Source organism: Massilia sp. TSP1-1-2, from assembly GCF_049896185.1.
In the GTDB taxonomy this organism is placed as follows: domain Bacteria; phylum Pseudomonadota; class Gammaproteobacteria; order Burkholderiales; family Burkholderiaceae_D; genus Telluria_A.
In genome coordinates, this window is the sequence record NZ_JAFCTU010000008.1 from 196,072 (window position 1) to 209,498 (window position 13,427).

At 61.8% G+C, this 13,427-nt stretch carries 12 protein-coding genes and 2 pseudogenes; 5 read left to right on the forward strand and 9 right to left on the reverse strand.

The annotated features are described in order from the left end of the window. Nucleotides 1–21 precede the first annotated feature (21 nt). Nucleotides 22–963, reverse strand: coding sequence for a histone deacetylase family protein (locus ACP7BV_RS09590; protein WP_426103587.1), 942 nt, complete (start codon nucleotides 961–963; stop codon nucleotides 22–24). A gap of 234 nt (nucleotides 964–1,197) precedes the next feature. Here ACP7BV_RS09590 and ACP7BV_RS09595 point away from each other — a divergent pair, with 234 nt between their 5' ends. Then, nucleotides 1,198–1,407 (forward strand): DUF2945 domain-containing protein, encoded by a 210-nt coding sequence (locus ACP7BV_RS09595; RefSeq protein WP_426103588.1) that lies wholly within the window; start codon nucleotides 1,198–1,200, stop codon nucleotides 1,405–1,407. An 11-nt stretch (nucleotides 1,408–1,418) separates the two neighbouring features. On the opposite strand, the gene ACP7BV_RS09600 is transcribed toward ACP7BV_RS09595, so the two are convergent. Further along, complete coding sequence (locus ACP7BV_RS09600) at nucleotides 1,419–1,598, reverse strand: DUF2256 domain-containing protein (RefSeq protein WP_426103589.1); 180 nt, start codon at nucleotides 1,596–1,598, stop codon at nucleotides 1,419–1,421. A gap of 175 nt (nucleotides 1,599–1,773) precedes the next feature. Here ACP7BV_RS09600 and ACP7BV_RS09605 point away from each other — a divergent pair, with 175 nt between their 5' ends. After that, nucleotides 1,774–2,718 carry an MYG1 family protein gene (locus tag ACP7BV_RS09605; RefSeq protein WP_426103590.1) on the forward strand — a complete coding sequence of 315 codons (945 nt, stop codon included), beginning with the start codon at nucleotides 1,774–1,776 and terminating at the stop codon, nucleotides 2,716–2,718. A 29-nt stretch (nucleotides 2,719–2,747) separates the two neighbouring features. Here the strand turns inward: ACP7BV_RS09605 and ACP7BV_RS09610 are convergent, their stop codons facing one another. From ACP7BV_RS09610 to hpaR, 3 genes are all read right to left on the reverse strand, one after another. Continuing rightward, nucleotides 2,748–4,154 (reverse strand): aspartate kinase, encoded by a 1,407-nt coding sequence (locus tag ACP7BV_RS09610; RefSeq protein WP_426103591.1) that lies wholly within the window; start codon nucleotides 4,152–4,154, stop codon nucleotides 2,748–2,750. 171 nt (nucleotides 4,155–4,325) lie between these two features. Further along, on the reverse strand, nucleotides 4,326–5,411 hold the full coding sequence (locus tag ACP7BV_RS09615) for a cytochrome P450 (RefSeq protein WP_426103592.1): 1,086 nt from the start codon (nucleotides 5,409–5,411) through the stop codon (nucleotides 4,326–4,328). Nucleotides 5,412–5,699: 288 nt separating this feature from the next. Then, nucleotides 5,700–6,170: a homoprotocatechuate degradation operon regulator HpaR gene (gene hpaR, locus ACP7BV_RS09620; RefSeq protein WP_426103593.1), complete on the reverse strand. Its 471-nt coding sequence runs from the start codon at nucleotides 6,168–6,170 to the stop codon at nucleotides 5,700–5,702. 152 nt (nucleotides 6,171–6,322) lie between these two features. Between hpaR and ACP7BV_RS09625 the strand changes: the two genes are divergently transcribed. After that, entirely contained in the window at nucleotides 6,323–7,264 is a 942-nt protein-coding gene (locus tag ACP7BV_RS09625; RefSeq protein ID WP_426103594.1) for a bestrophin family protein, read from the forward strand. Between the two features lie 33 nt (nucleotides 7,265–7,297). Beyond that, nucleotides 7,298–8,827: an acetyl-CoA hydrolase/transferase family protein gene (locus ACP7BV_RS09630; RefSeq protein ID WP_426103595.1), complete on the forward strand. Its 1,530-nt coding sequence runs from the start codon at nucleotides 7,298–7,300 to the stop codon at nucleotides 8,825–8,827. A 26-nt stretch (nucleotides 8,828–8,853) separates the two neighbouring features. On the opposite strand, the gene ACP7BV_RS09635 is transcribed toward ACP7BV_RS09630, so the two are convergent. The 4 genes and pseudogenes from ACP7BV_RS09635 to ACP7BV_RS09650 form a co-directional block, all read right to left on the reverse strand. Further along, on the reverse strand, nucleotides 8,854–10,857 hold the full coding sequence (locus ACP7BV_RS09635) for a serine hydrolase (RefSeq protein ID WP_426103596.1): 2,004 nt from the start codon (nucleotides 10,855–10,857) through the stop codon (nucleotides 8,854–8,856). Nucleotides 10,858–11,389: 532 nt separating this feature from the next. Beyond that, on the reverse strand, nucleotides 11,390–12,085 hold the full coding sequence (locus tag ACP7BV_RS09640; protein ID WP_426103600.1) for an SDR family oxidoreductase: 696 nt from the start codon (nucleotides 12,083–12,085) through the stop codon (nucleotides 11,390–11,392). Nucleotides 12,086–12,109: 24 nt separating this feature from the next. Next, nucleotides 12,110–12,328: pseudogene (locus ACP7BV_RS09645) on the reverse strand (fasciclin domain-containing protein); the annotation flags it as partial. A gap of 210 nt (nucleotides 12,329–12,538) precedes the next feature. Continuing rightward, nucleotides 12,539–13,083 (reverse strand): annotated as a pseudogene (locus tag ACP7BV_RS09650) (transposase); the annotation flags it as partial. 117 nt (nucleotides 13,084–13,200) lie between these two features. Here ACP7BV_RS09650 and ACP7BV_RS09655 point away from each other — a divergent pair. Further along, the coding region (locus ACP7BV_RS09655; protein ID WP_426103601.1) for a transposase at nucleotides 13,201–13,427 on the forward strand (227 nt) is incomplete at its 3' end.

Sequence of the window (13,427 nt, forward strand, 5' to 3'; positions counted from 1 at the left end):
CCTGGCAAGTGAAGGGGGGCGTTACAGGTCGGACTGGTCGTCAAGCCCCAGCAGTGCCTTGACATGGGCGGCGGCGCTGCGCGCCAGCGACGACAGCTCGTAGCCGCCTTCCAGGCAGGAGACGATACGGCCCTGGCAATGGCGCCGGGCCACGTCCAGGATTTGCCTGGTGACCCAGGCATAGTCGGCTTCGACCAGGGCCAGGTTGCCCATGTCGTCGTCGCGGTGGCCGTCAAAGCCGGCCGACATAAAAATCAGTTGCGGGCGAAAGCGCTCCAGCGCGGGCAGCCACTGGTCCGTCACGGCCTGGCGCAGCAGCTCGCCGCCGGAACGGGCCGGCAGGGCGACGTTGATCATGTTTGTCCCGCGCGCGATGTTGCCGCAAAACGGATACAGCTTGTCTTCGAAAATGGAGCACATCAGCACCCGTTCGTCATCATGCAAAATGTCTTCGCTGCCATTGCCATGATGGACGTCGAAGTCGATCAAGGCGACCCGCTGTAAGCCATGCACGTTGAGGGCGTGGCGGATGCCGACGGCGGCATTGTTGAAAAAGCAAAAGCCGCCGGCCGCGGCATATTCGGCATGGTGGCCGGGCGGGCGCACATTGCAAAAGGCGGTGGCGCAGGCGCCGGTCAAGACCATATCGGTGGCCAGCACGGCGGCGCCTGCCGAGCGCAGCGCAGCCTGGTAGCTGAAGGGGTTCATGCTGGTGTCAGGATCGACCTGCACCGATCCTTCCTCGGGCGCGAGCGCGGCAAGGGTGTGGATATACAGGCTGGAGTGGGCTTGCGCCAGTTGCTTTTCGGTCGCCAGCGGTGCCTCGCACGGCTGCATGAAGTCGAGCAAACCCTTGATCAGCAGCATATCCCGGATGGCGCCTAGGCGTTCCGGACACTCGGGGTGCTGCTCTCCCATCGTGTGCTTCAGGCAGTCGGGGTGGGAGATATAAGCTGGGAGCATCGTTGAGGCTGGGAGCATCGCTGCCTTTGTTTGACGTTGCAGGCACGCGGCGTACCCGGGCCCGTACTTGATCGGGAATGTAATGATGTGGTTTTAGCTCAGTGTAATGATCGATGTCAAACAATTCGTTGATCCAGATCAAAATTGACAATCTCAGTACACAGTGCGCCATGCGTCTTGTCGCTATGGTCAAATGGACTGATAGACCACGATTGACGGGAAAGGGGAATCACCATGGCAGAGGCATTCAAGGTGGGCGACAAGGTGCAATGGCAGTCAGCGCAGGGCACGGTGCATGGCACGATCCAGAAAAAGCTCACCGAGCCAATGGAAATCCACGGCCACCATGTGGCGGCGTCCCCTGATAACCCTGAATACCTGGTGGTCAGCGACAAGACGGGCGCGCAGGCCGCGCACAAGGCTTCGGCACTGAAAAAAGCCTAAGGCAAACGGCGTCAGCGCCGTTCGCCACCCTCAGTTGGGCTCGGGGCGGTCGCGCGGCGGCACCGTTCTGAGCAATATTTGACCTGTTCCCAGTCGCGTTCCCACTTCTTGCGCCAGGTAAAAGGAAGCGCGCAGTGGGCGCATAGCTTGGAGGGCAGCTCGGATTTTTTTCGCATCTTCATGCCGGCCATTCTACAGCCGTACCTCGCCGGACCGGAACCGGACCACGGCCTGCAGCGCGCGCCCGCCGGCAATGCGGCGCAGATGCACGGTTACTGTGCGCCAAACCCGGTATCATTGCGCGAGGGCGCCTATGCAGGATGGGCATTTTCCAGGCGCCGCACATGAACGAGACTGGATTTTTGTATGGTAATTGTGACTCACAGCGGCAAGTTTCACGCCGACGACGCGTGGGCCGTCGCGGCGCTGAAGATACTGTTCCCGCAGGCGCAAGTGGTGCGCACGCGCGATGCCGCAATAGTTGAGGCGGCTGACTTTGCCGTCGACGTCGGCGGTATCTGGGACCCGGCGACGGGGCGCTTCGACCATCACCAGAAAGGTTTTTGCGGCGCGCGCGCGACCGGCGTGCCGTATGCCAGCGCGGGGCTGGTATGGAAGGAATACGGCGCGCGCTGCGTCAGCGCCCTGGCGGCGGCGCATACGGGCACCACCCTGGCCGACGACAGGGCGGTCGAGATGGCCCATGCCATCGACGCCGATGTCGTGCAGTATCTGGACTTGTCGGATGTGGGCGCGGCCAAGAATGCGCCGGGCGGCTATGGCCTCTCGGCCGTGGTGTCCGGCTTCAACCCCAACTGGCTCGACGAGCAAAGGGTGGGTTACGGCGACGCCGACGCTGCCTACCGGCTGAGCCAATTTACGCGCGCCATGGAACTACTCACCGACATCATGATCAACGCCGTCAAATACCGCGTTGGCGCGCTGCTGTCGGTGGAGCAGGTGAGGCAGGCAACAGTGCTTGACGATGGCAGGGTGCTGTTCCTGGAAAACGGCGCGCTGCCCTGGGCCCAGGTGGTGCGCAAGGAAATGCCCAAGGTGATGTTTGTCATCAGCCACAATATCGCCGAGCAGCGCTACATGATCCACACGATCCCGGTCAGCCCTGACAGTTTTAAGGCGCGCGCCGATCTGCCCGACGCATGGGCCGGCTTGCGCGACGCGCAACTCGCTGCCGTCACCGGCGTGGCCGATGCCGGTTTTTGCCATAATGGCCGCTTCATCGCGTCGGCCAAGTCGTATGAAGGCATACGCAGCATGGCGGCGCAGGCGCTGCAGGCGCTCGGGCAGTAGCGCCCTGGCGCCGGCGCGTTTTTTGCGATTTACCTCGCGCTGAAAAATTCGGCGTGGATCAGGCGCAAGGCCAGGCGCCGGTCTTCGCGATCGACCAGCATATAGGCGGCCACTTCGCTGGCGCCGGCAGCGCTGAGCGTCACGCGTACGCCGCCGGCGAGCGCCGCCGACAAGGCCCGGCTGGCGATCGCGCTGCCCACGTTGGACGCGTCGAGCACGCCGTCGCCGACCACCGCCACGATGGCAACCGCATCATTGCGGCTCACTTCGACGACCCCCGCCATGTGATGCGTTGCCAGCGCATCGTACGCTGCTTCAAGGTGCTCGCGCGCGAGCAAGATATTGATCGCCGTTTGGGCCGTCAATACGCTCTTGATGTTGATGCCCTGGCGGTCGAGCGTGGAGGTGACCTCGGCCAGGATGCCGGGCTTGAAGCCCACGCCCGGGCCGTGCAACTTGAGAATGGCGACGTCGTCGCTGGACGAGACGCTTTTCACCACATCATGGGTGACGGTGCGTTCGCCGTCGATGACGGTAAATGCGTGCAGGCCCAGGTCAGGACGGGTGATGTTCAGGATGCGGATCGGGATCGCCTGGTCGAACAGCGGTTCCACGGTGCGCGGATGGAGGATCTTGGCGCCAAAGTAGGACAGCTCGGCAGCTTCCAGGTAGTGCAGGCGCGCGATCGGATGGGGCGCTTCGACCGCGCCCGGATCGGCGCTCAGGAAACCGTCCACGTCTTTCCAGACGTCGAGCGATTCGGCGCCGATGCAGCGCGCGATCGACGCGGCCGAATAGTCGGAGCCGCCGCGCCCGAACAGGGTGGTCTTGCCGTCGCGGCTGACGCCGTAAAAGCCCGGCACGACAACGATGCCGTCGCCGGCCAGGGCCGCTGACACCGGGCCGGTACTGGCGTCAAAATCGCAGGCGGCGTTGCCGAACACGCCGTCGGTAAACAGACCAATATCCTCCGGCAGGGCTTCGCGGGCGGCGATGCCGCGGCTTTGCAGCACCGCCGTCACCAGCAGGCTGGACAGGCGTTCGCCATAGCTCAAGATGACATCATTGACGAAGTCGGGAACGTCGCCAATATAGTGGATGCCGGTCAGGAAGCGCTCCAGCTGGTCGAGGCGCGCGTTCAGGGCCGCTTCGGTGCGGCTGCGCTGCTCCAGGTCGGCGATGTTGGCGTCCAGGATGTCCTTCTTTAGCGTGCGTAAGGTGAGCGTGTAGTCGCGGCTCTCGGCCAGCGCGGAGAGCTTGCCGGCCCCCTCCTTGGCCGCCTGGACGCAGGCAACGAGCGCGTTGGTGATGCCGAAAAAGGCCGACACCACCAGCACCAGCGGGCGCTGGTAGGTTTGCACGACATTGACCACGCGATCGATGTCTTCGGGGCGGCGCAGGTTGGAACCCCCGAATTTGACGACGATTTTCTTCATTTGATGTTCCTGGATGGGCATGGCGATCATGTGGGGTGGCGCTGGCAACTGGCGCGGCATCGCCGCGCGGCAGGCTTGCCTTGTGCGAGGCTCTGGAAGTATGGCGGCGCCTCCGGTGCTTGTCAAAGTTTGCCGCGTACCACCAAGCCACCTGGCTTGCAGCGAACAACGCTAGGGTGCGAACCGAATTGACAGTGGCAGTACAGAAAACCCGGAGGCTGGATACACCGCCTTCAAGGCTTCCATTCCCGGCATCAGGGCGATGTGGACGGTGCGTGCCAGCAATTGCTCCATGCAAATTCGCAGCGACATCCGTGCCAGCGGCGCGCCCGGGCAAACATGGATGCCTGCACCGTACAGCAGGTTTAGCGCTGGGTCACGGTCCAGCCGGAATTCATCGGGATTGCCAAAGACGGTTTCGCTGCGGTTGGCGGAGGCCCAGATAAGGCTGATGCGTTCTCCTGCCGCGAGCGTGCGCTCGCCGATCTTGACCTGCCTGGTGGTAATCCGGCGGCTGGCAATCAGCGGGGCATGAATCCGTAGTATTTCATCGATTGCGGCGGGCAATAATGCCGGTTCCTCCCGCAGTTGTTGCTGCAGCGACGGTCGCTCGGCCAGGTAATGGACCAGAATGCCCACGCAGCTGGCAATCGTGCTCAGTTCCCCTACCGTCCAATTGCGCAAGATACTGATAATGTCCCGATCGCCCAGCAGGCTCTCGCCTATCCTGTCGCGCAGCAGGCTGGTGGTGATATCGTCGGGGGCGTCGGCGCCGGCGTCGCGGCGCGCGGTGAGCAAGGCTTGAATGTAGCTGTCGAATTCGAACGCCAGAGCGTTCATGGCGCCGGTGTCGCCCGCCAGGGTGGCCGCGTGATTCTTGCCGATCCAGTGGCGCAGCGGTTCGTGCAAAGCGGCCGGCCAGCCCAGAAAGTCGGACTGGACTTGCAGTGCAAAGTCTTGCGCGAACTGCGCCATCAGATCCGTTTGCTCGCGCGCCGCCATCTGGCTCACCAGCTTGGCGGCGATGCTGCGGCACGCAGGCTCGAAAGCGTCCATGCGCTGCGCGCTGAAATAAGGATCAAGAATGCGTCGGTACGCAGTGTGTTCCGGAGGATCCATGCCATTTGGCACGGAAAGGTGCCTGGAAACGTGATTGCTGAAGCTGTCGTGGTCGTCCAGCACGCGCGCCACATCTTCATGCCGGAACAGCGACCAGTGCAGATAGTCGCTGTGCGCCACCGGGCAACGTTGGCGCATGTCATCGTACACGGCAATCTGATCGCAAAGCGCCGCTTCACCCCTTGGATCCCAATCGTTTTTTGGTTCGCTTGTCATCTTGCCCCCTATAAGCCCATGCGTGTTTTGCCGCAATCGCGCGCATCGTAGCCTTCGCCATGCTCGGCGCAGAACCTCAGGTGGCGCCGTGCATGCCCGGCCCTGTCCACTGGAGACCAGTCTAGGGTAATGCCTTGCTTAAAGCAATATACTAAATGCATCTTTATTGGGAGTCCGTTCCAGCCAGTGCGTACGCTGCCGGCCACGGGTTCACAAACTTGTTATTGGTGGCAACGCCACCCGCGCCACGGGCTTGGCTTGCGCGTCGATGAAACCTTCAAGCGCGCTCGACAACGCCTCGAGTGCATGCTTGCCGAACGCTTGCTCAAGGTATTGGTACTGCAATTCGATCAGCGGCGCCATATGATCGATCAGTGCATCCCCTTTTGGCGCCAGGCTGATCAGCAAGCGCCGCTGGTCCGCTTCGATCCGGCTGCGCTGCACGAGTCCGGTTTCTTCCATGCGCGCCAGGATGCCCGCCATGCTGCTGCTGAGAATTTGGCACAGCGCGCAAATTTCACGCGGTTCGAGTTGCGCGTGTTCATCGAGCGCGCGCAGGATCCGCCACTGCTGTTCGGTCATGCCGTAGTGATTGAGGACGGGGCGAAAATGCGTCATCAGCGCGTCGCGCGCCTTGAGCAACTGCTGCGGCAAGTTGCCGTGGGTGAAGCGGTGAGCCACGTTAACTCCTGATGTCGGTCGCGGTGAAATGGGCAAAATTGTCGGCAAGCATGCACGCATGACTTGACTTGCTAGCATATGAGTGATTAAATCACTCATATGCTAGTGAATTATACCCGTACTTCCTTCCCATTTGACAGAAAAGACCGGCCATGATCGTGCGCGACCGGCCGTCCGGGCTCAGGCTATTCCTCGCTTTGCGCGGTTCCGTATTGCCGCGCATCTTGCCGGCACTGGTCGTCAACATTGCCATTGCCACCTTGGTAACCTGGTCGCATGGCGACGTGTTCCAGTTAAAAATCACGCTGACGACGATTCCATTCACGCTGATCGGCTTGCCGCTGTCGATCTTTCTCGGCTTTCGCAACAACGCCGCCTACGACCGCTTCTGGGAAGGGCGCAAGTTGTGGGGCGAACTGGTGCTGCGCAGCCGCAATTTTGCGCGCCAGTGCCTCAGCCTGATCGACTATCCCGCGCCGGCAAACTTTGCAGACGGGCTGGCCGACGCCCGCGTGCGCATGGTGTATCGGGCCATCGCGTTCACGCATGCCGTGCGCGACCTGCTGCGCGACCAGCCATCGGACGCGGGCTTGACAGCGTTGTTGCTGCCGGCCGAATGGGAGCAGATGGCGCGCGCCCGCAACAAGCCCGACTTCCTGATGCTGCAGATGGGAATGGACCTGCGCCAGTGCCTGAAAGAAGGGCGGATCGACCCGTGCCTGGCCGCTGCCATCGATGCCACGCTGTCGGCCCTGACCGGCGCCGGCGCCTCGTGCGAGCGGATCAAGAACACGCCGGTGCCGTTTTCGTACACGCTGCTGTTGCACCGCACCGCGTATCTGTATTGTTTTCTGCTGCCGTTCGGGCTGGTCGATTCGATCGGTTTCATGACGCCGTTCGTGGTGGCCATTGTCGCCTACACGTTTTTCGGCCTCGACGCCCTGGGCGACGAGATCGAGGAACCGTTCGGCCTGGAACCGAACGACCTGCCGCTCGACGCTATCTGCCGCGCCATCGAAATCGACTTGCGCTCGGCGCTGTGCGACGTGAATGTGCCGGCGCCGCTGGCGCCCGTCAATGATTGCCTGACCTGATTGCCCCATTTCTGCCGTAAAAAAGGACTTACCATGCATGACGAGTATCAGGATCGCATCCGCAATCCCCTCTTGCGAGAACGCATCACCAGCGCCGCCGCTGCCGCCGCGCTGATCGAAGACGGCATGACGATCGGCATGAGCGGGTTCACGCGGGCCGGCGACGCCAAGGCAGTGCCGCTGGCGCTGGCCGAACGGGCGCGCCATGATCCGCTGCAGATCACCTTGATGACCGGCGCCTCGCTGGGCAGCGATGTCGACAAGATCCTGACAGAGGCCGGCGTGCTGGCGCGCCGCATGCCGTTCCAGTCCGATCCGACCCTGCGCGCGGCGATCAACCGCGGTGAAGTCATGTTCATCGACCAGCACCTGTCCGAAACCGTGGAGCTGCTGCGCACCGGCCAGATCGCGCCAATCAATATCGCCGTGATCGAGGCGATTGCCATTACCGAAACCGGCGCCATCATTCCCACGACTTCGGTCGGCAACAGCGCCAGCTTTGCCATCCTGGCCGACAAGGTAATCGTCGAGATCAACCTGGCCCAGTCGCTGGCGCTGGAAGGCCTGCACGACATCTTTATTCCGAAACACCGACCGCAACGCGAACCGATTCCCTTGATGACGCCGAGCGACCGGATTGGCACCACCGCCATCATGATCGCCCCCGAAAAAATCGCCGCCATCGTCATCACCGAAAAAAGCGACAGCTGCTCGACCATCCTGGCGGCCGATGAGGACACGGCGGCGATCGCCGCCCACCTGGTCGCCTTTTTCGAACGCGAGGTCGCGCTCGGACGGCTGACCGAGCGCCTGCTGCCGATCCAGGCCGGGATCGGCACGATCGCCAATGCCGTAATGGCCGGGTTCATCGACAGCCCGTTCCAGCACCTGACCATGTATTCGGAAGTGCTGCAGGATTCGACCTTCGACCTGTTCGACGCCGGCAAGCTCGATTTCGCGTCCGCCTCGTCGATCACGCTGTCGGCGCCCAAGGCGGCGCAGGTGTTCGGCGACATCGGCCGCTACAAGGAGCGCCTGGTGCTGCGCCCGCAAGAAGTGAGCAACCACCCGGAGGTGGTGCGCCGGCTCGGCATCATTGCGATCAATACCGCGCTCGAAGCGGACATCTACGGCAACGTCAATTCAACCCACGTGGGCGGAACGCACATGATGAACGGCATCGGGGGCTCGGGCGACTTTGCGCGCAATGCCTACCTGGCCGTGTTTGCCACCAAGTCGCTGGCCAAGGGCGGCCGCGTGTCGAGCATCGTGCCGATGGTGTCGCACGTGGACCACAACGAGCACGACGTCGACATCATCGTCACCGAGATCGGCCTGGCGGACTTGCGCGGCCTGGCGCCGCGCGAGCGCGCCGAGGTCATTATCGAAAACTGCGTGGCCGACCCGTACCGCCAGATGCTGCGCGACTATGTGGCGGCGGCGAAGCTGCGCGGCGGCCACACCCCGCACGTGCTGGAACAGGCCTTGTCGTGGCATGTGCGCTACGCAGCGACCGGTTCAATGCTGCCCGAGCCAGGTGACAGCGGGCCTGGCGGGCAATAGCGCCTGACGGCTCGTTGCAGCAAACCTTACTGGCGTACCGTCAGCGACGGCGTTTCCGGGTCGGACACGTCCACCATGAAGGTATAAGCCGCCGTGGCCGGCACGTTCAGTTTGATGTTGGCGCCGACTGCTTCCAGCTTGCGCGTTTCGCCCGGCGCTATGGCGGCACTGCCGTTCACGGCGCCAAAGTCGATGGCGGCAAAGTCGTCCGAGCCGATCTTGAATTCGTGCGAGCCGCGCTCCAGCGTGACCGTGGCCGTGAACTGTTTGCCCTTCGCCCGCAAGGGCGTTCCCACGCCCCACTGGTTCATGCTGCCGCGCAGGTAGACCGGGGTGGCGGCGAAGGCCGATACCTGCGGCGCAGGGGGCGCCAGCGGTGTGATCGCCACTTTGCTGAATACCAGATTGCGCACGCGCCCGTTATTGATGCTAAAGCTGTTGCAGGCGCGCTTGGCGTCGCAGCGGTATTCCACTTTCCCGATCGGGAATGGTGCGTTGAACGTGGTGGCGGAAATCGCGCTCAGCGCCATGTCGTCGCGCGGGTGGTGCAGCACCAAGGTGCCATCCTTCTGGCTGATTTGGTAGATGACGTTCAGTTCCGCGCTGTAGAAGGTACCGCTGCGTGCACGCAGTTCCTCGTCGCTTAATACAGTGGCCTTCACCCGTCTGGCGGGGTGATCCTGGCCGTTCTGGTGCAGCGTGCCGCCGTTGACAATGCCGTCCGGGCCCGGCGCGTCGAAGGTGAACTGTGCCTCGACGACCTTCAGGAAGAAGGTGCGCTCGCTCGACGGGAATAGCGGAAACTTGGGCTGGCCGGTGGCCTGGGTCATCAGCCGCTCGTTTTCCTTGGTGAAGCTGATCACGAACGACGGGGTGAGGGCAAAGTCGCCGACCAAGGCATCGAGGCGCTGTGGATCGAGCTTGATCTCCTTCTGTTCGATCTTGGCGCTTGCCACCGGCAACGGCTCGGCATTGGTGCCGAGGTAGGCATCGGCCACCTGGCGCGACAGACCCGGCGCGTTCAGGTCACCGGCATTGGACAGGATCACCACCGACAGGTGCTCCTTGGGGAAACGCACGATATTTGAACGGTAGCCGGCGTCGCCGCCACTGTGCTCGACAATGTCAAGGCCGCGGTACTGGCCGATCGCCAGGCCGCCCGCGTAGTCAATCTCGCGCCCGCCGGCCAGCTTGCCCTTGGTCTGCAGCTGCGCCAGCAGCGCCTTGCCGCCGACTTTGCCGTCGTAGAAATTCTGGTCCCACAGGGCCAGGTCGTCGACCGTGGTAAACAGGCTGGTTGCGCCCACGTTCGAATACGACAGCGCGACGTATTGCCACTTGCCGTCCCGGCCTCTGGCATACGACGATGCGCGCCCGTTGACCAGCGTTTGGTAGTCGTCATGGAAATGGGTGTGCGTCATCCCGAGCGGATCGAACATGCGCTCCTTGGTGAACGCCGCCAGCGATGTGCCTGCGACCCGCTTGACGATAATCCCCAGCAGCGTATAGCCGGTGTTGCAGTACAGGTGCTCCCGGCCGGGCGTGAAATTGAGCGTCTTCTGGGCGCTGACCACGCGCAGCACGTCGTTTTCGGTGATCACGTCCTCCAGGCGCCAGCCGGCCAAGGCCAGCAGGTTCCACTGGTCGCGCAAGCCGCTGGTATGGGAAATGAGCTGGCGAATGGTAATCGTGCGGCCGAAGTCGTGCAGCTCGGGAAGGTACTTGCGGATGTCGTCGTCCAAGCCGAGCTTGCCATCTTGGGCCAGCAGGTAAATGGCAAAGGCGGTGAACTGTTTCGACACCGAAGCGACATGGAAGGGAGTGGAGGCCTTGTTGGGGGCCTCGCGTTCGATGTCGGCCATGCCGTAGGCGCCGCGCCGCACTACCTTGCCGTCCTTGATTACCGCCAGCACCGCGCCGGGGGAATCGGGCTTGCTCCACGCCGAGAACAAGGCATCAATGTCGGTGTCGGCGGCGAACGCAGGACTGGCGAGCAGGACGGTGGCGAAAACGGCGAAGGAGTACTTCATGGCAGCCTTGATAAGTTGATCAAAACTCATCATAGCTGGATAATATTTATATATGTTATTGTTTCGGATACATATATGCCGGCTGACAATTCATTCGCGGCCGAAGCGTACCGGACGGTTCCGATCCTTCAGGCAGTCGGCGCAAAGTCATGTATTCCGCCTTTGCCGAATCGGGAGCGTTCGCGCCGGAAGGCTCGCGCATCCACCGCTGGCGCTGCAGCAGCACGGCGCATGCGCCGGATGAGGTCAGCCACTGGGATGCGCTGCGGTTGGGTCGTGTGGCGACTAGTGTCCTGAGTTGGAAGTTCGTTGCTTATAAATGTTCCGAAATCGCCGAGAGACAAGGAACAAAAGCGGAGCAAGGCCGAGGCCTTGCGAGCATTTTTGACGCAGTATCGCGGGGATTCTCGGGATATTTATACTGCGAACTTCAAACTCGGGACACTAGCTGAACGACTGCACCGTCGAAGCGGCCTGGTTGAGCGGGCGCGCGCTGGCACAGTGCATGTCTATTGCCTGGCCCAAGGTTTTGCTACCAGGGCAGCTCCGCTCCGTCATACGATCTGAATGAACCGCTTTCGGCGGGCGTAAGCTCGTCAAGCACGTTTAGCATGTCGGCCGCAGCATCTCGCGCGGCACGGCCGATGGATTCGCCACGAAACGGGCGCGACAGGCGCGAGTTCACTGTGCCCGGATGCAGCGCGACCAGCACGCTGTTAGCCTGCGTGCGCGCCAGCTCGATCGCAGCAGTCTTGATCAGCATGTTTAGCGCAGCCTTTGACGCTCGGTAGCTGTACCAGCCACCCAGCCGGTTGTCGCCAATGCTGCCCACCTTCGCCGACAGCATGGCCATGATCGCCCGTTCGCTGTGCAAGAGCGGCGCAAAGTGGCGCATTACCAGCGCAGGACCGAAGGCATTGGCTTGGAACGTGGCCTGCATCTGCGCGTAATTCATATCTGCCAAGCGCTTTTCAGGCATGAACGATTCAGCATGCAGGACGCCGGCAGCATTGATAATGAGATGGTATTGCGGGCCAGCAGCCAGTGCGCGTGCGGCTTCGGCAATACTGTCTTCGTCATTGAAATCGAGGTGGGGCTTGGTCTGCCGGTGGAGCGCCTGCACCGAGGCGCAACGCGGGCATTCCCGGAGCAGATCAATAAACGCGGCGCCGATCGTGCCGGATGCACCGATTATCAACGCGTGAAACTGGTCAGGTAAGCTATTCATCATTGGGTGCGGTTCCATGGTTGATTAAACATAGCAACAGCACGGATGCTGGCGCTGCTTGAATTGCATATTTGACATCGCTAACGTGTTGATGACATGGATCACGCTGTTGTCGGCCACAATGCCGGTTTTGGCAACGCGCGCCTTGTCGATTGTTATTTTACCTACGTTGAACTTGACGATCACCGGACCGCCTTCCATTGTCTTGACCATCCCGGGCGCGACGTCAGCTGTCTTGACCTTGCCCGAGACGACTTAGTAGGTCAGCACCTTTGCCAACGCTTTTTAATCCTTCAGCAGCGCACCCGGCTAAGCTTTGCCACAATCCTCCAGTAAGGACCATAGCTTAAACCGCTGTCTCAAATCGTGGGTCCACTATAGCCGCCGATGTCGCCGGTGACTGCAACGCCTCCGCGCGCAATCGGTGCAATTCCCGATCTCCGGCCTGCGCTGCTATTTAAACAATCGCATCAACTGATTTTTCGTCAATACCACCAAGCCGAACATCAAATGCGACATCACCTTGTCCGGACCGCGCACTCAGATGTTGCGCCCACAAAATTCATCCTTGAGCCTTGCGTTGCTGCGCTCGGCCACGGTGCGCTCCTTGTAGCGCACGGCGTCGGCAGGTTCAAACTTTTCCTTCAGTCCGCCGCGCGCGTTGTAGTCGATCGGCGCAACGTGGCTCAGACTTCGGCTATGCTCGTGCAATTACTTGCTGCAGTACGCCGCGTCGAACACCCATACAGGTTTGTCACGCGCGCCGCCGTCATCGTCGCCAGCGGCTCCGCCGCCGGGCTGTCGTGCACTCAAGCGCGGGTGAGAACGGCACTGACCGGCACGCCGCAATCGGCTGTGTCGATGTGTAGCTAATAGCCGTTCCAGCTATTTTTGTAGCCTTGCGCGTTGCACTTCGCGCCGCAGTCGCAAACGCTGGGCAAATCGTGCAGCATTTCCGGCAAGCTCCGCGTACGCTGCTGCCTGATCCTGTTCACTTTTGGCGCCGGCATCTAGCCTGAATTTTGCATAAAAAAGGGCAAGAATGCCGTAAGTGATTGATAGAATGGGAGTTATCTAGAAACCTAAGCCATCAGCACGAACACACCTTGCCCGATATGAATTCTACTCCAGAACAGCTCCGTTTTGCCTCTATTCCAGCTCACACAGTTCGCGCCGATTTCGCCGGTGGGGGCTTGTCGTCCGATCTTGGCCCGGTTCTACTGCGTGGCGTCGACCTCCGGATCGGCCTGACCAAGCGCCTCGCCGCAGCCCTGCCGGACCGCCGCCATCAGAGTTACGTCAGCCATTCGTATCACGATCTTTTAACGCAGCGCATCTACCA